The sequence below is a fragment of the Citrobacter sp. LUTT5 genome, from assembly GCF_009905315.1.
GTDB lineage: Bacteria > Pseudomonadota > Gammaproteobacteria > Enterobacterales > Enterobacteriaceae > Citrobacter > Citrobacter freundii.
Genome location: NZ_CP047606.1, coordinates 4,303,509 through 4,321,867, shown reverse-complemented (window position 1 = coordinate 4,321,867; position 18,359 = coordinate 4,303,509). Strand labels below are relative to the sequence as shown.

General features: G+C 51.7%; 16 protein-coding genes. 12 read left to right on the top strand and 4 right to left on the bottom strand.

Annotated features, from left to right (window positions below; all coding sequences use genetic code 11):
• Positions 1 to 3 precede the first annotated feature (3 nt).
• Complete coding sequence (locus GUC46_RS20735) at positions 4 to 639, top strand: HNH endonuclease (protein ID WP_121540722.1); 636 nt, start codon at positions 4 to 6, stop codon at positions 637 to 639.
• Positions 640 to 691: 52 nt separating this feature from the next.
• Here GUC46_RS20735 and symE read toward each other — a convergent pair whose 3' ends face one another.
• Positions 692 to 1,054 carry an endoribonuclease SymE gene (gene symE / locus GUC46_RS20730; RefSeq protein ID WP_044713046.1) on the bottom strand — a complete coding sequence of 121 codons (363 nt, stop codon included), beginning with the start codon at positions 1,052 to 1,054 and terminating at the stop codon, positions 692 to 694.
• A gap of 778 nt (positions 1,055 to 1,832) precedes the next feature.
• On the opposite strand from symE, the gene GUC46_RS20725 reads away from it, so the two are divergent.
• The 3 genes from GUC46_RS20725 (at position 1,833) to pdxY (ending at position 5,528) form a co-directional block, all read left to right on the top strand.
• Positions 1,833 to 3,203 carry a tyrosine phenol-lyase gene (locus GUC46_RS20725; protein WP_003837154.1) on the top strand — a complete coding sequence of 457 codons (1,371 nt, stop codon included), beginning with the start codon at positions 1,833 to 1,835 and terminating at the stop codon, positions 3,201 to 3,203.
• A gap of 190 nt (positions 3,204 to 3,393) precedes the next feature.
• Complete coding sequence (locus GUC46_RS20720) at positions 3,394 to 4,659, top strand: aromatic amino acid transporter (protein ID WP_003837156.1); 1,266 nt, start codon at positions 3,394 to 3,396, stop codon at positions 4,657 to 4,659.
• A gap of 11 nt (positions 4,660 to 4,670) precedes the next feature.
• On the top strand, positions 4,671 to 5,528 hold the full coding sequence (pdxY, locus tag GUC46_RS20715) for a pyridoxal kinase PdxY (RefSeq protein WP_130715200.1): 858 nt from the start codon (positions 4,671 to 4,673) through the stop codon (positions 5,526 to 5,528).
• A gap of 239 nt (positions 5,529 to 5,767) precedes the next feature.
• Here the strand turns inward: pdxY and GUC46_RS20710 are convergent, their stop codons facing one another.
• Entirely contained in the window at positions 5,768 to 6,019 is a 252-nt protein-coding gene (locus tag GUC46_RS20710; RefSeq protein WP_130715199.1) for a hypothetical protein, read from the bottom strand.
• A gap of 4 nt (positions 6,020 to 6,023) precedes the next feature.
• On the bottom strand, positions 6,024 to 7,577 hold the full coding sequence (locus GUC46_RS20705; RefSeq protein WP_003837161.1) for an L-lactate permease: 1,554 nt from the start codon (positions 7,575 to 7,577) through the stop codon (positions 6,024 to 6,026).
• A gap of 581 nt (positions 7,578 to 8,158) precedes the next feature.
• Between GUC46_RS20705 and GUC46_RS20700 the strand changes: the two genes are divergently transcribed.
• From GUC46_RS20700 to GUC46_RS20690, 3 genes are read left to right on the top strand one after another with little or no spacing between them, the layout of a single operon-like run.
• Positions 8,159 to 8,878, top strand: a complete 720-nt coding sequence (locus GUC46_RS20700) for a (Fe-S)-binding protein (RefSeq protein ID WP_003845579.1) — start codon at positions 8,159 to 8,161, stop codon at positions 8,876 to 8,878.
• A 10-nt stretch (positions 8,879 to 8,888) separates the two neighbouring features.
• On the top strand, positions 8,889 to 10,316 hold the full coding sequence (locus GUC46_RS20695; protein ID WP_003033254.1) for a LutB/LldF family L-lactate oxidation iron-sulfur protein: 1,428 nt from the start codon (positions 8,889 to 8,891) through the stop codon (positions 10,314 to 10,316).
• On the top strand, positions 10,309 to 11,004 hold the full coding sequence (locus GUC46_RS20690; RefSeq protein WP_061549692.1) for a lactate utilization protein C: 696 nt from the start codon (positions 10,309 to 10,311) through the stop codon (positions 11,002 to 11,004). The genes GUC46_RS20695 and GUC46_RS20690 overlap by 8 nt, the downstream gene beginning before the upstream one ends.
• Positions 11,005 to 11,053: 49 nt before the next feature.
• On the opposite strand, the gene gntP is transcribed toward GUC46_RS20690, so the two are convergent.
• Positions 11,054 to 12,397 (bottom strand): gluconate permease GntP, encoded by a 1,344-nt coding sequence (gntP, locus tag GUC46_RS20685; RefSeq protein ID WP_003033260.1) that lies wholly within the window; start codon positions 12,395 to 12,397, stop codon positions 11,054 to 11,056.
• Positions 12,398 to 12,656: 259 nt separating this feature from the next.
• On the opposite strand from gntP, the gene uxuA reads away from it, so the two are divergent.
• From uxuA to GUC46_RS20660, 5 genes are all read left to right on the top strand, one after another.
• The gene (gene uxuA / locus GUC46_RS20680) at positions 12,657 to 13,841 is read left to right on the top strand and encodes a mannonate dehydratase (RefSeq protein WP_003837169.1); all 1,185 of its coding nucleotides are present in this window, start codon (positions 12,657 to 12,659) and stop codon (positions 13,839 to 13,841) included.
• A 78-nt stretch (positions 13,842 to 13,919) separates the two neighbouring features.
• A complete protein-coding gene (locus tag GUC46_RS20675) occupies positions 13,920 to 15,395 on the top strand; it encodes a fructuronate reductase (protein ID WP_086529567.1) in 1,476 nt (491 codons plus the stop codon).
• A gap of 221 nt (positions 15,396 to 15,616) precedes the next feature.
• Positions 15,617 to 16,390 (top strand): Uxu operon transcriptional regulator, encoded by a 774-nt coding sequence (uxuR, locus tag GUC46_RS20670; protein WP_003033268.1) that lies wholly within the window; start codon positions 15,617 to 15,619, stop codon positions 16,388 to 16,390.
• A 648-nt stretch (positions 16,391 to 17,038) separates the two neighbouring features.
• Positions 17,039 to 17,242, top strand: coding sequence for a hypothetical protein (locus tag GUC46_RS20665; RefSeq protein WP_008322159.1), 204 nt, complete (start codon positions 17,039 to 17,041; stop codon positions 17,240 to 17,242).
• 120 nt (positions 17,243 to 17,362) lie between these two features.
• On the top strand, positions 17,363 to 18,340 hold the full coding sequence (locus tag GUC46_RS20660) for a porin (protein ID WP_044713037.1): 978 nt from the start codon (positions 17,363 to 17,365) through the stop codon (positions 18,338 to 18,340).
• The last annotated feature ends 19 nt before the right edge of the window (positions 18,341 to 18,359 follow it).

Below are 18,359 nucleotides of genomic sequence, written 5' to 3'. Positions count from 1 at the left end.
CCCATGAATGAACTACCTGACACGCTGCCGCGCGAGTACATCATCAAGGCCATTCACGCCTATGACTCGGGCTTCTCGCATCGTTTCAAAGAGGCACGGCTTTACGAGCTGGAATTTCAGGGGCGTCGCTATCCGTCAAAAGCCATTGCCGGAATTGCGGCGACGCTTTTGACGGGCAAAGCGTTTACCCCTCAGGATTTCTCCGGCGGTATCAGTTCGAAATGCGTCAGATTATTGACTGAGCAAGGTTTTCATATTGTTCAGGATAAAAAGCGCGCTGCGGCGGTGAGCGACACGATCTTTCCTGAAGAACTCGAAGCGCAAACTAAATATATAGAAGGGGCAGCGACTCAGGTGACCGTGAATCGCTATGAGCGCGACCGCAACGCCCGACAGGCAGCGCTTCGCCATCACGGTTGTCAGTGCAAAGTCTGTGGCATCGATATGTCAAAGGTCTACGGTAAGATTGCCGAAGGGTTTATCCATGTTCATCACCTGGTACCCCTATCGGTAATAAAAGAAGACTACTGCCTTGATCCCATCAATGACCTGATCCCCGTATGTCCAAACTGTCATGCTATGCTGCACCGGCGCATACCGCCGTATACCCCAGAAGAACTGAAAAATATGCTGTGCTAAACGCTCAATAGAGGCGCCCGCAGGCGCCTCTATTACAATGACAATCACACACTCACCCCTTCAACGCTTTCCCCGCAATTACCCCGATAAACTCCAGCACCTGTTTTTGCTTACGCGCGGAGATTTTTTCCACGGCGCGCAGGGATTTCATCAGTTCTGACTCTTCGGGTTCGGCAGTGCGGGCGGTGAGTACGATGCAGCCTTCCATTACACGCACATCAACGTCGGTGCCGGTGTCGAATCCGGCGGCTTTCAGCCACAGGCCCTTCATCACAATGGACGGAAATCGGACGTACTTCACCGGAATACGGCTGTAATCAGGATAACGGCTCGCATAACCCACCTTCAGGCGACGGTTATCTGCGGCGTGGACTTCTGGATCAAATGAAACTGCAATACAATGCGTATCAGTCATGGTGACTATTCTCTATTAATAGTTACTGCGATCAGCGATGCATTGGTGCGCCAACACCTTTGCATCGCGCTAAAAAAACACCTGTAAATTACCCCAGTAATCTGGGGAAAGTCCAGATGTAAATAAGATGAAATAAGCGCGAATAGCACGCTTTCGGAATAAATAGAAAACGCCTTCACCCCAATAAATCCGGTATTATTCACCGTATAAATCCATTCTCATCCAATCCGCCAAATACCTGCCATTTCCAGAAAATAATGCTCCTCTGCATCTGGCCAAAAATGCGATCTAACTCACTGAAGCAAATAGTAAACTCTGAAACAACACCGTTTTGTACACTTTGCTTTACACTTTTGGTGATGTGAATCACAAATATCACTCCGTGAAGTGATCCGACTCTCACAAAATGAGGTGTACTCATTCACCAATACATTATGCGCCCAGCCTGGAAAGTTATGTTTTCAGTATTTCCACTCTCCGCAGACACACTACGACGAATGGCAAATCGAAACGCAAAAAAAAACTTGTTGAATATTAACGGGTAAAAAAATGACGTGTGATTTGCATCACTCACATTTACAGCTTTTTAAATTATTGCCAGTGATTAATGTTGATCGGGCTATTTCCATAATCAATCAAATCTTGCATAGTGCCTCCACATTATTTCTCCCCCTGACTCAGGAGGCGAATAGTTATATTTCATCAGGATTTGTTGATGAACCAGGTATGATTTACTTCACATTAATACGTACATGACCACTGTTACTGGAGAAACAAAATGAATTATCCGGCAGAACCCTTCCGTATTAAAAGCGTTGAAACTGTATCTATGATCCCGCGTGATGAGCGCCTCAAGAAAATGCAGGAAGCGGGTTACAATACTTTCCTGTTAAATTCGAAAGATATTTATATTGACCTGCTGACAGACAGTGGCACTAACGCAATGAGCGACAAGCAGTGGGCCGGAATGATGATGGGTGATGAAGCGTACGCGGGCAGCGAAAACTTCTATCATCTGGAAAGAACCGTGCAGGAACTGTTTGGCTTTAAACATATTGTTCCGACTCACCAGGGGCGTGGCGCAGAAAACCTGTTATCGCAGCTGGCTATTAAACCTGGGCAATATGTTGCCGGGAATATGTATTTCACTACCACCCGTTATCACCAGGAAAAAAATGGTGCGGTGTTTGTCGATATCGTTCGTGACGAAGCGCACGATGCCGGTCTGAATATTGCGTTTAAAGGTGATATCGATCTTAAAAAATTACAAAAGCTGATTGATGAAAAAGGCGCAGAGAATATTGCGTATATCTGCCTGGCGGTGACGGTTAACCTCGCGGGTGGGCAGCCGGTCTCTATGGCTAACATGCGTGCGGTGCGTGAACTGACAGAAGCGCATGGCATTAAAGTGTTCTACGACGCTACCCGCTGCGTAGAAAACGCCTACTTTATCAAAGAGCAAGAGCAGGGCTTTGAGAACAAGAGCATCGCCGAGATCGTGCATGAGATGTTCAGCTACGCCGACGGTTGTACCATGAGTGGTAAAAAAGACTGTCTGGTGAACATCGGCGGCTTCCTGTGCATGAACGATGACGAAATGTTCTCTTCTGCCAAAGAGTTAGTCGTGGTCTACGAAGGGATGCCATCTTACGGCGGCCTGGCCGGACGTGATATGGAAGCGATGGCGATTGGTCTGCGCGAAGCCATGCAGTATGAGTACATTGAGCACCGCGTGAAGCAGGTTCGCTACCTGGGCGATAAGCTGAAAGCCGCTGGCGTACCGATTGTTGAACCGGTAGGCGGTCACGCGGTATTCCTCGATGCGCGTCGCTTCTGCGAGCATCTGACGCAAGATGAGTTCCCGGCACAAAGTCTGGCCGCCAGCATCTATGTGGAAACCGGCGTGCGCAGTATGGAGCGCGGAATTATCTCTGCGGGCCGTAATAACGTGACCGGTGAACACCACAGACCGAAACTGGAAACCGTGCGTCTGACTATTCCACGTCGTGTTTATACCTACGCACATATGGATGTTGTCGCAGACGGCATCATTAAACTTTACCAGCACAAAGAAGATATTCGCGGGCTGAAGTTTATTTACGAGCCGAAGCAATTGCGTTTCTTTACTGCACGCTTTGATTACATCTAAAAAATAGTTATGGCCCCATCACGTGATGGGGCTTTTTTGTATTCCTTTTCCATGAACAGGAAGCCTTTGCGGTGCCCGTTACCGTGACATAACTAAAAAAAAGTAAACCCTGACTCCGACATTTTTATTATCCGCATGATGTACAAATGACAGCTGTAATTATAACGAATAGTCTACAGGAACATTTATCATGGATATTAATGCCATTGAGCGACAGAGTAGTACCCCCGGACTGATTAGCGGAACCATGTTGGTTATCGCGACCGTAGTGGGTGGCGGGATGTTCTCCCTGCCGATTGCGATGGCCGGCGTATGGTTCCCCGGTGCGTCTGTTATTCTTCTGTTTATCGCCATCATGATGTTATTAACCGGTCTGATGCTGGTCGAAGTTAACCTGCATTATGGCGCCGGTGCCAGTTTTAATACTTTTACTCAGGATTTATTAGGCCGGAAGTGGAATATCGTGGTTGGTATCGCTTTCGGCTTTGTGCTGTATATTCTGACCTATGCCTATATCTCCGGTTCGTCGGCGGTGATGGCGCAAACCGTGTTCAAATACAGCGGCGTGCGCTTTCCGGCGAATATCTCGGTGGTGATCGTCAGTATGCTGGTAGGGGCGATTGCCTGGTATAGTTCCTTACTGGTCGGACGCATCACTACCGTGCTGATTATCGGTAAGTTTGTGGCGTTCTTTGCCACGTTCTCCGGGCTGATTGGCCATATCGAAGTGGCAAAACTCATCGACAGCGTGGCGGTGGCGTTGCCCAATTCGCAGTATCTGCCGTACATCCTGATGACGCTGCCGTTCTGTATTATCTCGTTTGGTTTTCACGGTAACGTGCCGAGCCTGGTCAAACTGTATGGCACAAGCGGAGTCTCGAATATTACGCGTTCGATTATCATCGGTACGCTGTTTGCTCTGCTGCTGTATATTTTCTGGCTGGGCGTGACGATGGGTAACATCAGCCGTTCCTCATTCCCGCCGATTATCGCCAAAGGCGGCAATATCGATGTGTTTGTCGAGGCCATCAGCGGGCTGTTCACCAGCCGGTATATGGATCTGATCCTCACCTTTTTCGGCAACTTCGCGGTAGCCAGTTCCCTGCTGGCGGCGACGCTTGGCCTGTTCGATTACATCGCCGACCTGTTTCACTTCCCGGACGACGGCATGGGCCGCCTGAAAACCGCGCTGGTGACCTACTTCCCGCCAGCCGCCGTGTGCTTCTTCTTCCCGAACGGTTTTGTGCACGCGATTGGTTACGCCGGTCTGGCCTTTACCATCTGGAGCGTGATCCTGCCGCCGTTCCTGGTGAAAGCCGCGCGGAAACGTTTCCCAACCGCCAGCTATACCGCGCCCTGTAATAACACCGTGCTTAACCTGGTGATTGTCTGCGGAGCGGTTGTCTATCTGACGGTTGTTCTGGACGTATTTGGTCTGCTGCCAACGTTTCGTTAGACGGAGTCAAAATGAAAAACGTGTTGTCTGTTCAGTCGTCGGTTGTTTATGGCTATGCCGGAAATAAAGCCGCTGTGTTGCCGATGCAGCTCTCGGGGATCGATGTCTGGCCGTTTTACACCGTACAGTTTTCCAACCACACCCAATATGGGATGTGGCAGGGCATGGCGATTCCGCACGGCGAGCTGAGCGCGATCATCAGCGGGCTGGATGACCTGCAAAAGCTGGCGCAATGCGATGCCGTATTGTCCGGGTATCTTGGAGATAAACGCCATTGTGAAGAGGTGAAGCACGCGGTCATCACCATTCGTCAGCGTAATCCGCAGGCGCTCTATTTTTGCGATCCGGTAATGGGCGACCCGCAAAAAGGCTGCATTGTCGCGCAGGGCGTGGAGTCATTTTTTGTCGATGACGCCATTCAGCTGGCCGACATGATGGGACCGAATCTCTATGAGCTGGGCGTGCTGACGGGCAGACAACTGCGTAGTTTTGACGAGGTGGTGGAAGCGGCGCGGCAGCTGGTGTCGTGGGGCGTAAAGAAGGTGCTGGTGAAGCATCTCGGCGACTGTTCGCGGGACAAACAGGCGTTTGAAATGCTGCTGGTGACGCCGGAACAGACGTTACACATTGCCCGGCCGCTGTATACCTTTGCCAAAATGCCGGTGGGCGTTGGGGATCTGATTTGCAGCGTGATGCTGGCCTCACTGCTCAATGGTTATGAGGACAAGCTGGCGCTGGAGCGGACCACCAGTGTTGTTGACGCGGTAATGCGGCTGACGAAAGAGCATGATTCGTATGAACTGCGGCTGATAGACGCGCGCCACCAGATTATGGACCCACAGGTTCGCTATCAGGCAACGGTGATCTGAAGCCGCAAGGGGGCTCTGTGTTTCTGACATTGCTGAGGTTTCAGCATCCGCTGGTCTACCGTTTTGCATGGCTTCGTATTTGGGTTGTGATGTTAAGAGCGTGCGGACTGCGTAAGAGAAAGGGGTGAACATTTTACGCTGCTGCCGGATGCGGCTAGCGCCTTATCCGGCCTACAAATGAGCGTGAAACGCAGGCCTACAAATGAATGCGAAACGTAGGCCTGATAAGCGAAGCGCCATCAGGCATAAGTGCCCAGTATTACACGCGGAAGTAGCGTGGTGTAATCAACGCGGAAAAGGCGTCGAACTTCTTCACCATCTTTTTCCAGAACAACATAACAACAATCCTCGATTTGAAACATCGGCGCTATTTTAGTCAGCGCCGACAAATCGTAAAGTCTGTCGCCTCGTTCCGTTCCCGGGGAGGTGTAAACCTTTTTGGTCACCGCGTCGTCAAATACGGTTGCCGCAAATTTGACGGGGGTTGACAATGGCTTACGCCATAAACCAGTAATAAAAGAGGCCAACCTTTAAGCCGAGGATCACGATATAGGCGCAGCAGTATTTCATGGTGCCAGACATGATCTGGTTGGCCTGACCGTCCATTTTTGTGGCGGATACCGCGATGGCGATGCTTTGCGGCGAAATCATTTTCCCGCCCGTTGCGCCAGAGGTGTTGGCCGCCGCCAGCCAGTTGGGATCGATATGCAGTTTGCTGGCGGCAATGGTTTGCAGTTTTCCGAACAAAATGTTCGAGTTGGTATCGCTGCCGGTAACGAACGTGCCCAGCGCGCCAATCACCGGGGCGAGGAAGACGTACGAGCTGCCGGTCAGATCGACAATCGACTGCGCCAGCGTGGAGATAATCCCGCTGAGATCCATCACCGTGGCCAGCGCGACGATCGCCATAATTGCGACGATAGAGTTTTTAAGCTGGAAAATCGTTTTGATAAATACTTCCAGCATCCCGCGTGCGGACGCTCCCTGAATAAAACCACCGATAATGGTCGCAAAGATGATCAGCATCCCTGGCGTGGTCACCCATTCAACTTTCAACGCCATCGTTTTGCCGTCAGCCAACGTGAAATGTAGCACCGAGGCCAGTTGTGAGGCTGCGCCTTTTATCGTCGGGAAAAGCGGCGAACACATCAGGATAAACACAAAAATAAACAGATAAATAGAGCCAACTCGGAACAACACTTTTGCCGAGCGCGGCGTGGTTTCGCGGGTATGGCTGACTTCAATTCGCCACTCGGGATCGGTTTTCCCTTTGCGCAGACGGCTAACCATCGCCACGGCAAACAGGCTGACCAGGCTACCGGCAAAGGCGGGTAATTCAGCACCGAGATGAATAGCGACAAAATACTGCGGAACCAGCGTGGTAATACCGCAAATCAACGTGATCAGAAATACGCCGCGAATGGCTTTCAGGCCGCCGCCAATAATGCAGACAATCACAAACGGCAGCAGGATATTAAACAGCGCGAGCTGCAGAATAATGGTTCCGCCTAAGGTATAAACCGGCAGGTTAACCTGTTCCGCCAGAATAGAAACCGGGATCCCGACCGCGCCGAATGCAGTGGGAACGGTATTTGCCACCAGAGAGGCAATCGCCGCCTTCAGCGGATTGAAACCCAGTGCGATAAGAATGCCGATCGGAATGGCGACCGCTGTACCATAACCCGCCGCGGCTTCAAGAAATCCACCAAAGCACCATGAAATCAGCAGCACCTGAATACGCTTATCTTCGCTTATACTGGCGAGAATATCGCGCAGAATATCCAGCGCTTTGGTCGCCTGCATGACGTTATAACTGAAGATAGCGCCGAGGATCACGATCACAATCGGCCATAATCCCTTCAGCGCGCCATAGCCTATCGCGGCTTTCAGATTTTGTACGGGCATTTCCCAGAATATTGCCGATAGTGCAGCGGTGAATACCAAAGAGATCAGTACTGAATAATGGATGGGCATTTTCAATTTCAATATTAAAAATACCATCAGTAGTAACGGAGAGAGTGCCAGGGCAAACATAAAATATTCGTTCATTGCTATTCCCAATTGGTTCATTAAACCTGATTTATATTTATGGTGGGGAGGCTACATTGCTGTTCTAATAAAGTATGCAAACTGAATCGCTTCAGTGAATAAAGTAATTATGATTTGTAGTTTTGTAACTATTGTAATCTTTTAATTAAAATCCAATGCCGGATAAATATACTTAAGTGCCGATTGAATACCTATAAGTAGTTATTTAATAAACTTTTTAATAATGGTAGTGACAACAGTGGTAATCACCTGAAACTGTTTTCTAAGGTGTTAATAACGCTGTGGTTTCCAATATAAAAATGTGAGCGAGGCCGAAATAAATAAACCAGGGTATTGCATGTGCGAGTCGATTAGGGGATTATTTGGTTTTGTCATACAAATGAAAATACAGACATTTGCGATTGTCCTGATATAAGAAGAGGAGAGTCGTCATCAAAGGAAAACGATCAGAGCATCACCATGAACCCAGGTATTGGTAAAACCAGCAAACAGAAAAACTGGGCATGAAATACGAATGAACATTTGTTTGATATCGCGATATCAAGCGCAATAAACAGAAATGAAGCAATGGAGTAGTTATTGTGAATGTAAATTTCTTTGTTACCTGTATTGGTGACGCACTGAAATCACGGATGGCACGAGACTCCGTATTGCTGCTGGAAAAACTGGGTTGTCGCGTTAATTTCCCCGAGAAGCAAGGGTGTTGCGGTCAGCCAGCCATCAACAGCGGTTACATCAAAGAGGCGATCCCCGGGATGAAAAACCTGATCGCCGCCCTGGAAGACAACGACGATCCGATTATCTCCCCGGCAGGCTCCTGCACCTACGCGGTAAAAAGCTACCCGACGTATCTGGCGGATGAGCCTGAATGGGCGCTGCGCGCCGAGAAGGTTGCCGGACGTATGCAGGATCTCACCTCTTTTATCGTCAACAAACTGGGCGTGGTGGACGTGGGTGCCAGCCTGCAGGGCCGCGCTGTGTATCACCCTTCCTGTAGCCTGACCCGCAAACTGGGGGTGAAGGAAGAGCCGCTCACGCTGCTGAAAAACGTGCGCGGACTGGAGCTGTTGACGTTTGCCGATCAGGACACCTGCTGCGGCTTTGGCGGGACGTTCTCGGTCAAGATGGCCGAGATATCCGGTGAGATGGTGAAAGAGAAAGTCTTACATCTGATGGATGCGAAGCCGGAGTTTTTGATCGGCGCTGACGTCAGCTGCCTGTTGAACATTGGCGGCCGACTGCAACGCGAAGGCCAGCCGGTCAAAGTGATGCATATTGCTGAAGTGCTGATGAGCCGCTGAGGGGAAAGAGATGTCGATAAAAACCAGCGATGTAGAATTCAAACTGCGCATTCGTCAGCAGATCGAAGATCCGATCATGCGCAAAGCCGTGGCCAACGCGCAGGAGCGTATTGGTGCGAATCGGCAGAAAATGGTTGATGAGCTAGGCCACTGGGAAGACTGGCGCGATCGTGCCAGCCAGATCCGCGATCACGTTCTGAGCAACCTCGACGCTTACCTGTATCAACTCTCCGAGAAAGTGACGGAAAACGGCGGCCACGTCTATTTCGCCAAAACCAAAGAAGACGCCACCCGCTATATTCTGCAGGTTGCGCAGAGTAAAAATGCGAAGAAGGTGGTGAAGTCCAAGTCGATGGTGACCGAAGAGATCGGTGTCAACCATGTGCTGCAGGATGCGGGAATTCAGGTGATCGAAACCGATCTCGGAGAATATATCCTGCAGTTGGATCAGGATCCGCCTTCGCACGTCGTGGTCCCGGCTATTCATAAAGATCGCTACCAGATCCGCCGCGTGCTGAACGAACGTCTGGGCTACGACGGTCCGGAAACCCCGGAAGCCATGACCTTGTTCATTCGCCAGAAGATCCGCGAGGATTTCCTCAGTGCCGAAATCGGTATTACCGGCTGTAACTTTGCCGTGGCGGAAACCGGCTCTGTTTGCCTGGTGACCAACGAAGGCAACGCGCGCATGTGTACCACGCTGCCGAAAACGCACATTGCCGTGATGGGCATGGAGCGTATCGCGCCGACCTTTGCCGAGGTGGATGTGCTGATCACCATGCTGGCGCGCAGCGCCGTGGGCGCACGTCTGACGGGCTACAACACCTGGCTGACCGGCCCACGCGAGGCGGATAACGTCGACGGCCCGGAAGAGTTCCATCTGGTGATTGTCGATAACGGCCGCTCACAGGTGCTGGGCTCAGAGTTTCGCGATGTGCTGCGCTGCATCCGCTGCGGGGCTTGTATGAACACCTGCCCGGCGTACCGCCACATTGGCGGACACGGTTATGGTTCTATCTATCCCGGCCCTATCGGCGCGGTGATCTCTCCGCTGCTCGGCGGCTATAAAGATTTTAAAGATCTGCCATACGCCTGTTCATTATGCACGGCCTGTGACAGCGTTTGTCCGGTTAAGATTCCGCTGTCAAAACTGATCCTGCGTCATCGCCGGGTGATGGCCGAGGAGGGTATAACGCCGAAAGCCGAGCGACGGGCGATCAAAATGTTCGCCTACGCCAATAGCCATCCGGGGCTGTGGAAAGTCGGGATGATGGCGGGCGCACATGCGGCGAGCTGGTTTATCAATGGTGGCAAAACGCCGCTCAAGGTTGGCGCGATTGGTGACTGGATGGAGGCGCGCGATCTGCCTGATGCCGACGGCGAGAGCTTCCGTAGCTGGTTTAAGAAACATCAGGCGCAGGAGAAAAAGAATGGATAACCGTACCGCGTTTTTAAATACCATCGCCCAGGCGCTGGGTCGCCCGCTGCGCTTCGAACCGCAAGCGGATGTCGCGCCGGTTAACAACTATGCTAACGAGCGCCTGACCGAACTTAGCCCGCAGCAGCGCTGCGATGCGTTTGTCCAGTTTGCCAGTGAAGTGATGCTGGCTCGCTGTGAGCTGACTCGCGAAGATCAGGCCGCAGACGCGGTGCTCCGTCTGTGCGAAGAATTGGGTCAGCAGCCGGTGGTGCTGAGCGGCGACAGCCGGCTGGCGGCACTGGGCATTACCGAACGCTTGCAACAGGAATGCAACGCCGTGGTCTGGGATCCGGCGCGTGGCAGCGAAAATATTACCCAGGCTGAAAAGGCGAAAGTGGGCGTGGTGTATGCTGAGTATGGCCTGACCGAGTCCGGCGGCGTGGTGCTGTTTTCCGCGCCGGAGCGCGGGCGTTCCCTGAGCCTGTTGCCGGAATCCTCAATTTTCGTGCTGCGTAAAAGCACTATCCTGCCGCGCGTGGCGCAACTGGCAGAAAAACTGCATCAGAAGGCGCAGGCCGGTGAGCGTATGCCATCGTGCATTAACATCATTAGTGGGCCCAGCTCGACGGCGGATATTGAGCTTATCAAGGTGGTTGGGGTGCATGGCCCGGTGAAGGCGGTGTATCTGATTATTGAGGATTGTTGAGGCAGTATGGATAACCGCTCTGGCGCTGCGGGCCAGAGCGGTATCGACGTTATGCAATCATGCTGATGATCAATACGATAATCAGGCCAACCACGGAGTTCACCAGCTCCAGCAGACCCCAGGTTTTCAGCGTATCCTTCACCGACAGGTCAAAGTAGCCTTTGAACAGCCAGAACGAGGCATCGTTGATATGGGTCAGGGTGTTGGAGCCCGCCGCCGTTGCCAGTACCAGTAACGCCGGATCGACGCCTACCAGTTGACCGGTTGCCGGGTCGAGAATGGCGGCGCTAATAATCCCTGCAGCCGTCATGGCTGAGACTACGCCCTGACCCGTTGCCAGACGAATCAGCACGGTTATCAACCACGCCATGATGTACGGAGAGATATTGCCGTGTGACATCAGCATGCCGATGGTATCGCCAATGCCGGTATCAATAATGGTCTGCTTCAGTACACCGCCCGCGCCGATGATCAGGATCACCATGGCGATGCTTTTCACGGCGTTTTCAAAGGCATTCATCACCCACTGCATGTCGTGACCACGCGCGGTACCAAACAGCACGAAGGCGACAACCATAGCGATAAACATTGCAATCGGTGAAGAGCCTAAGAAGTTGACCACTTCCCACGCCTGCGTCCCTTTCACCAGCCAGATGTTGGCGATGGTGGTGGAGATCATGATGATTGCCGGGATCAGCGGCACCAGGATAGAAACACCGAAGGATGGCAGGTTATTCTGGTCAACCGGTACGTCGGCCTTCATGAATGACGGCGTTGGGCGATCGAGGTTGCCGAGGAATTTCGGCAGGATAAGCCCGGCGCAGATCACGCTCGGAATGGTCACCAGAATACCGTAGATGTAAACCATGCCCATGTCCGCACCGTAGGCGTTAACCAGCGCCACCGGACCCGGCTGCGGTGGGAACAGCGAGTGGGCGGTGGTGGCGGCGGCAACGGCAGGAATCGCCAGCTTGAGGAACGGGATCTTCGCTTCTGCAGCAATGACGATCACCAGCGGCGCTAGCATAATAAATGCCACTTCATAGAACATCGCCAGGCCGAAGATCAGACCAATAATGATCACCGACAGCTGCACATAGCGCAGGCCGAGGCGCGCCAGCAGCGTATGGGCAATCTGATGCGCCGCCCCGGAATCAACCATCAGCTTACCGATGACCGCCCCGAATACCACGATAATCGCCAGTTCACCCAGCGTGCTGCCAAAGCCGGATTTCATGGTGTGCAGCAGCTCCATTAAATCCATACCCGCCAGCATACCGACCGAGAGCGCCGCCAGCAGCAGGGCGACCATCGAGTTTATTTTGAATCTTAGATTGAGCACCAGCATCAGACCGATGCCGAATACGACCCACAGAATATTGAGAACGTGCATATAACGTCTACCTTTATTGGTTGAACTATTATGATTTTGGTTGAGATGTTACATATATTGGTTAACCATTGATGCGATGAATGTCACATTGCGTTACATGTTTACATTATTACTGAGCAACAGGGCCGTAAAATGGCGATCTCAATAGAATAAATCGTGATTTGGTTAACCAATTTTAAGCTTCAGGTTGACATGTCATACCAAAAGGAGGAATTTATGTGCCATATCGTCGAGTCCATAACGTAACGAGGAATAAAACATGGAACAGACATGGCGCTGGTATGGTCCTAACGATCCGGTCACCTTAGCGGATGTACGTCAGGCGGGTGCCACAGGCGTTGTCACCGCCTTACACCATATCCCGAACGGGGAAGTGTGGACGGTTGATGAGATCCTAAAACGCAAAGCCATTATTGAGCAGGCGGGCCTGGTCTGGTCGGTCGTCGAAAGCGTGCCGATCCACGAAGACATTAAAACCCGTTCCGGCAACTATCTGCAGTGGATCGCCAACTACCAGCAAAGCCTGCGTAACCTGGCTCAGTGCGGTATTCGTACCGTGTGCTACAACTTCATGCCGGTTCTCGACTGGACCCGTACCGACCTGGAATACGTTCTGCCGGACGGCTCCAAAGCGCTGCGTTTTGACCAGATTGAGTTTGCCGCCTTTGAGCTGCATATCCTCCAGCGCCCGGGCGCGGAAGCGGACTACACCGCCGAAGAGATTGCTCAGGCAAATGAACGCTTCGCCACCATGAGCGATGAAGACAAAGCGCGTCTGACCCGCAACATCATCGCCGGTCTGCCGGGTGCGGAAGAGGGCTACACGCTTGACCAGTTTCGCCAGCATCTTGCGCGCTATAAAGATATCGACAAAGCCGCGCTGCGTGAGAATTTCGCCGTCTTCCTGAAGGCGATTATTCCGGTGGCGGAAGAAGCTGGCGTACGCATGGCGGTACACCCGGACGATCCGCCGCGCCCGATCCTTGGCCTGCCGCGCATTGTTTCCACGGTGGAAGACATGCAGTGGATGGTCGATACGGTCAACAGCATGGCGAACGGTTTCACCATGTGCACCGGCTCCTATGGCGTGCGGGCGGACAACGATCTGGTCGACATGATCAAACAGTTTGGCCCACGCATTTACTTCACCCATCTGCGCTCCACGCTGCGTGAAGATAACCCGAAAACCTTCCATGAGGCGGCGCATCTTAATGGCGATGTCGACATGTACGAGGTGGTGAAAGCGATCGTTGAAGAAGAACAACGCCGTAAAGCCGAGGGTAAAGAGGATCTGATCCCGATGCGTCCGGACCATGGCCACCAGATGCTGGACGATCTGAAAAAGAAAACCAACCCAGGCTACTCCGCGATTGGTCGACTGAAAGGGCTGGCGGAAGTGCGCGGCGTTGAGATGGCTATCCAGCGCGCTTTCTTTAGCCGCTAAAGCGAGTTGCCGGTCACCTGTCTGGCCGGCTTTTTCTTTTCTCACCCGTTGGCCTTTCAACGGGTTCTGGAGTTCACGATGACAACGACAATTGCCAATAGCGACCTGCCGGTTGCGCGCCCTGCATGGGACAGCGCGCGCCTGCAATCCCGCATTGTTCACCTGGGATGTGGCGCTTTTCACCGCGCGCATCAGGCGCTGTACACCCATCATTTGCTGGAAACCACTGACAGCGACTGGGGGATCTGTGAAGTTAACCTGATGCCGGGTAACGACTGCGTACTGATTGAAAATCTGCGCAAGCAGCAACTGCTGTATACCGTGGCGGAAAAAGGCGCGGACAACACCGTGCTGAAAGTGATCGGATCAATGAAAGAAGCGCTGCACCCGGATCTTGACGGATGTGACGGTATTTTACAGGCGATGGCGCGCCCGCAGACGGCAATTGTTTCGCTGACGGTCACCGAAAAAGGCTATTGCACCGATGCGGCCAGCGGTCAGTTAGATCTCAATAACCCGCTGATTAAACACGATCTGGCGAATCCGACCGCGCCGAAATCGGCGATTGGTTACATCGTACAAGCGCTGTACCTGCGCCGTGAGCAGGGGCTGGCGGCTTTTACCGTGATGTCCTGCGATAACGTGCGTGAAAATGGGCATGTGGCGAAAGTCGCAGTTCTGGGGCTGGCGCAGGCGCGCGATCCGCAGCTGGCGCAGTGGATTGAAGCTAATGCGACTTTCCCGTGCACTATGGTCGACCGCATTGTTCCGGCGGCGACGCCGGAAACGTTGCAGGAGATTGCCGACCAGTTGGGCGTTTACGATCCGTGTGCTATCGCCTGTGAGCCGTTCCGTCAGTGGGTAATTGAAGACAATTTTGTCAACGGTCGTCCTGACTGGGACAAGGTTGGCGCACAGTTCGTGGCCGACGTGGTGCCGTTTGAAATGATGAAACTGCGCATGCTCAACGGCAGCCACTCTTTCCTTGCGTATCTGGGCTATCTCGGCGGCTATGAAACCATCGCCGATACCATGACCAATCCGGCGTACCGCAAAGCAGCGTTTGCGCTGATGATGCAGGAGCAGGCGCCGACGCTCTCGATGCCGGAAGGCACCGATCTCAACGCCTACGCGACACTGCTGATCGAGCGTTTCAGCAACCCGTCTCTGCGCCACCGTACCTGGCAGATTGCGATGGACGGCAGCCAGAAACTGCCGCAGCGCCTGCTGGATCCGGTGCGTCTGCACCTACAAAACGCCAGCGGCTGGCGTCACCTGGCGCTGGGCGTGGCGGGCTGGATGCGCTACACCCACGGTGTGGATGAGCAAGGGCAGGCCATTGATGTTGTCGACCCTATGCTGGCTGAATTCCAGCACATTAACCAACAGTACCAGGGCGCCGAGCGCGTGACGGCGCTGCTGGGGCTGTCTGGCATTTTTGGTCATGACCTGGCGGAAAACGCCGGCTTTGTGGAGACCATTATCGCGACGTATCAACAGCTATGTGAACACGGCGCACGTGAGTGCGTTGCGGCATTAAGCGCTGACGCATAACCTCCGAACTATGACGGGTCAATCAAAATATTGGTTTGGTTGACCCGTTTTCTGTTTTTGCCCTCCCGCTAATGCTATAGTTCAGGCGAAAAAACGTTATTTGTAGGCCTGATAAGCCGCGTCAGCGTCGCCATCAGGCAATGGCGCAGATGCCGGATGGCAGCGCTCGCGCCTTATCCGGCCTACGGATCTGAATTGACGCATCTGACGGACATAACACGATGAAATCGAACACTTCTCAGCAAAGACCCTACCAGGAAGTGGGTGCCATGATCCGCGATCTGATTGTCCAGACGCCGTACCAGCCCGGTGAACGCTTGCCGCCAGAGCGTGAAATTGCCGAGATGCTCAATGTCACTCGCACGGTGGTTCGCGAAGCGTTAATCATGCTGGAAATTAAAGGCCTGGTGGACGTGCGCCGCGGAGCCGGGATCTACGTGCTCGACAATGCGGATGCGCAGACTATCGACAGTACGGATGCAAATCATTGCAATGATGCGGGCCCGTTTGAACTGTTGCAGGCGCGACAGCTGCTGGAAAGCAACATTGCCGAATTTGCCGCGCTGCAGGCTACCCGCGAAGATATCGTCAAAATGCGCCAGGCGTTGCAACTGGAAGAGCGGGAGCTGGCTTCCAGCGAGCCGAACGGTTCTGAAAGCGGCGACATGCAGTTCCATCTCGCCATAGCTGAAGCCACGCATAACAGCATGCTGGTGGAGCTGTTTCGCCAGTCATGGCAGTGGCGTGAGAACAACCCGATGTGGATCCAGCTCCATAGCCACCTCGACGATACCCACTACCGGAAAGAGTGGATGGGCGACCATAAACAGATCCTGGCTGCATTAATCAAAAAAGATGCCCGCGCGGCCAAGCTGGCTATGTGGCAGCATCTGGAAAACGTCAAACAGCGTCTGCTGGAGTTTTCAAATGTCGATGACATTGATTTTGATGGTTATCTGTTTGATTCCTGGCCGCTGGATAAAGTTAACGCCTGATTTCCCTTTCTCTCATACGCGGGCTATTGCGGCCCGCACCGCGTTTTCCGCATCCTCATTCATTGCCCGGCAGGGGCGCTTTTCACGTTCTGAAAGTCACGTAAAAAATTGTTTCCATCGCCTCGGATGAACATTTTTTCGTCCCCTTTGTGCGGTGCAAATTGATTTAAATCAATTAAAAACAACTTATTTTCGCATGCGAAAAAATGTGTCATTTACCTTATTTTTACCTTTCCATGCTTATTTTTAGACAAAACGGGTCTGGGTCAAGTGAGAATCAACGCGATCTCTGCAGTAATCAGGATAAGGTTTACCGGCATAACTACACATAAAAACAAGCGGTTCGCGTAAATGTAGACATTAATAACGATGCGTAACTTATTGGTCATAATGATGTTTTGATTGGTGATATGGTTGATGTAAATGTTTCATGCTTTTTTAATCAAATGAATAAAAGCCAATATACGTAAAGTTAGCATTACACATTATTCCATAATCAAGTTATCTTTCATTTGAAATATCGTTCCATTCTTCATCTGTTTATTAACACTTTCATTACTATTATGACGGTATTTTACCGTTGACATGCTTTTACACTAACTGCATATTTCATCGCCATAAGCGTGTTATTACGTTCAGGAGTTGAAAATGCCATCTCGAGACTATCCCGATATTCGAAAACCCAGAGGGACCCGATCAAAAGATATGGTTCTTTTAAGTGCCCGTGTCGATACCTCTTTGTGGGAATATGTGCGAACGCTGGCATTTGAAACCCGTAAAAGTAAACAAGATATTATTGCTGAAGCATTAATGTTGCATCGCTCAGTTAATGAGAGTGAAAGTCTCGAGTAATTATCGCTGTCCGGTTTTGATTGAAAATCCAAAAATGAATTATGTCTTGCCACTTCATTATTACCTTCATTGGTATTTTTTTGGTGTGTTATTGGTATTGCCCCTTAATCCATAGCTGTAATGGCATTAGGGGTAACCTCCGTTCATGCAGCGGAAATTTATAATAAAGATGGCAACAAGCTGGATCTCTACGGCAAAGTAAAAGCAGCCCATTCCTGGACTGATGGTACTAATGCTGATGAAACCTACGCACGTCTGGGTTTTCGCGGTGAGACGCAAATCAACGATCAACTGACCGGTTACGGGCAATTTGAAAGTCAGTTTGATGCCGCTAAAGCAGAAGGTTCTCAGAATGGCGTTAATACACGTCTGGCGTTTGCTGGCCTGGATTATGGTCATGACGTCAGTTTTGACTATGGTCGCAACTATGGTATCGCTTACGATGTGGGAGCTTATACTGATACTCTCTCAGAGTTCGGCGGTGACTCCTTTGAAAATACTGACCGCTTCCTTACTACACGCACTTCTGGCGTTGCAACACTTCGCACCAAAAATCTGTTCGGTGCCGTTGATGGTCTGAACGTCGGGGCGCAATATCAGGGCCAGGATGACACCAATTCTGATCCGTCGAAACAGCATGGCAATGGCTACGGCTTCTCCCTGGGTTATGACAACATTGCGGATTCTGGCATATCTGCAATTGCGGCCTATACCAACAGTTCTGTGACTGCTCAGCAGAAACAAAAAGGTTGGAATGGCGAAAACGCAGAGTTCTGGGGCGCGGGTCTGAAATATGATGCTAATGCTATCTATGTAGCGACTATGTACGGAGAGTCCCACAACCTGATTCAGGATGCGGACAAAGCTGAGCACTTTGAAGCGATGGCTGCGTATGTGTTTGATTTTGGTCTGCGTCCGAACGTGGCTTACGTCCACGCGCGTGATAACAACAATAATGACCTGACCGAATACGTCGCGCTGGGTACAGACTACTACTTCAACAAAAACATCGTGGCTGATGTAGGTTACAAAATTAACCTGCTCGATGGTAAAGACAGCGATAACCAGGTTGCTGCGGGTCTGACCTATCAGTTCTAACTTTTTGTTCTGGTATGAA

What these genes read in the sequence shown, in the direction of transcription:
- GUC46_RS20705 (WP_003837161.1), bottom strand. Translation starts at nt 7,577, where the DNA reads ATGAACGAATATTTTATGTTTGCCCTGGCACTCTCTCCGTTACTACTG.
- GUC46_RS20725 (WP_003837154.1), top strand. Translation starts at nt 1,833, where the DNA reads ATGAATTATCCGGCAGAACCCTTCCGTATTAAAAGCGTTGAAACTGTA.
- uxuA (WP_003837169.1), top strand. Translation starts at nt 12,657, where the DNA reads ATGGAACAGACATGGCGCTGGTATGGTCCTAACGATCCGGTCACCTTA.
- GUC46_RS20735 (WP_121540722.1), top strand. Translation starts at nt 4, where the DNA reads ATGAATGAACTACCTGACACGCTGCCGCGCGAGTACATCATCAAGGCC.
- GUC46_RS20690 (WP_061549692.1), top strand. Translation starts at nt 10,309, where the DNA reads ATGGATAACCGTACCGCGTTTTTAAATACCATCGCCCAGGCGCTGGGT.
- GUC46_RS20675 (WP_086529567.1), top strand. Translation starts at nt 13,920, where the DNA reads ATGACAACGACAATTGCCAATAGCGACCTGCCGGTTGCGCGCCCTGCA.
- gntP (WP_003033260.1), bottom strand. Translation starts at nt 12,397, where the DNA reads ATGCACGTTCTCAATATTCTGTGGGTCGTATTCGGCATCGGTCTGATG.
- uxuR (WP_003033268.1), top strand. Translation starts at nt 15,617, where the DNA reads ATGAAATCGAACACTTCTCAGCAAAGACCCTACCAGGAAGTGGGTGCC.
- GUC46_RS20695 (WP_003033254.1), top strand. Translation starts at nt 8,889, where the DNA reads ATGTCGATAAAAACCAGCGATGTAGAATTCAAACTGCGCATTCGTCAG.
- symE (WP_044713046.1), bottom strand. Translation starts at nt 1,054, where the DNA reads ATGACTGATACGCATTGTATTGCAGTTTCATTTGATCCAGAAGTCCAC.
- pdxY (WP_130715200.1), top strand. Translation starts at nt 4,671, where the DNA reads ATGAAAAACGTGTTGTCTGTTCAGTCGTCGGTTGTTTATGGCTATGCC.
- GUC46_RS20660 (WP_044713037.1), top strand. Translation starts at nt 17,363, where the DNA reads ATGGCATTAGGGGTAACCTCCGTTCATGCAGCGGAAATTTATAATAAA.
- GUC46_RS20720 (WP_003837156.1), top strand. Translation starts at nt 3,394, where the DNA reads ATGGATATTAATGCCATTGAGCGACAGAGTAGTACCCCCGGACTGATT.
- GUC46_RS20665 (WP_008322159.1), top strand. Translation starts at nt 17,039, where the DNA reads ATGCCATCTCGAGACTATCCCGATATTCGAAAACCCAGAGGGACCCGA.